The organism is Glycomyces halotolerans (assembly GCF_054779575.1).
The window spans coordinates 1-690 of record NZ_BAAGXZ010000059.1; the positions used below are offsets into that span (position 1 = coordinate 1).

Here is a 690-nt window from a genome sequence, read left to right on the forward strand (position 1 = left end):
GCCAAAAATGAGTGCGGTCATCAGCAGAAAATCGATATGTGCTTGCAACAGCCGCGTGAATTTTCCCGCGAAAATGGCCTTGAGTGGCGGCACACCAAAGTTCAGGCCCACCATACACCATGCCAGTAACAACGCCATCAGCAGCCAGCATGCGGCCCCTTTCAATAACATCTGGTGGGCTTGTGGGGTCGATTGCATCAAAGTCTCCTGGGGGATATCGTGTCCCCAGCATAGCCGATCTGTCATGGCCTGCTTGATCTGGACGGAGCTCACGCTTGACTGAAACGGAGATGACTCGCTTGCGAAATCTAGCTGTTTGTGACTTAATTTCGCTCAGCAAAGGAGAGGGTCATGGCGCAGCAAGCAAGGACAGTGGTCGCAGCGACAGGTCGCAAATATAGCTCCGATCTGGTCGCACCCAGTCAGCGCAAGGCTTGGTTGTGTGAGGTGATTGGACGTGAATATGCAGAGGTGGACATCGTCCCGCCCACGGCAGCCCCGCTTTACAACGAGATGACGCTCTATCCTTGGCAGGCGTTGCAACTATCCGTGATCCATTCCAACAGTCTGACCATCCAGCGCGGGACGCGAGAAATCAGTCGTCCGCAGTTGGATAATTATTTTGCCGTCCTGTTGCTGCAAGGCCGGTATTGTCTGCAACAGCAAGGGCGGGAAGTGTTTTTGCACCCT

Annotated in this window: 1 protein-coding gene and 1 pseudogene; one reads left to right on the top strand and one right to left on the bottom strand. The window is 54.2% G+C overall.

Translation table 11 applies throughout. The annotated features are described in order from the left end of the window. Nucleotides 1–198, bottom strand: a pseudogene (locus ACYVL2_RS20010) (hypothetical protein); the annotation flags it as partial. 153 nt (nucleotides 199–351) lie between these two features. Between ACYVL2_RS20010 and ACYVL2_RS20015 the strand changes: the two are divergent. After that, nucleotides 352–690, top strand: a 339-nt coding sequence (locus tag ACYVL2_RS20015; protein ID WP_460546564.1) for an AraC-like ligand-binding domain-containing protein, incomplete at its 3' end; no start/stop codon positions are given.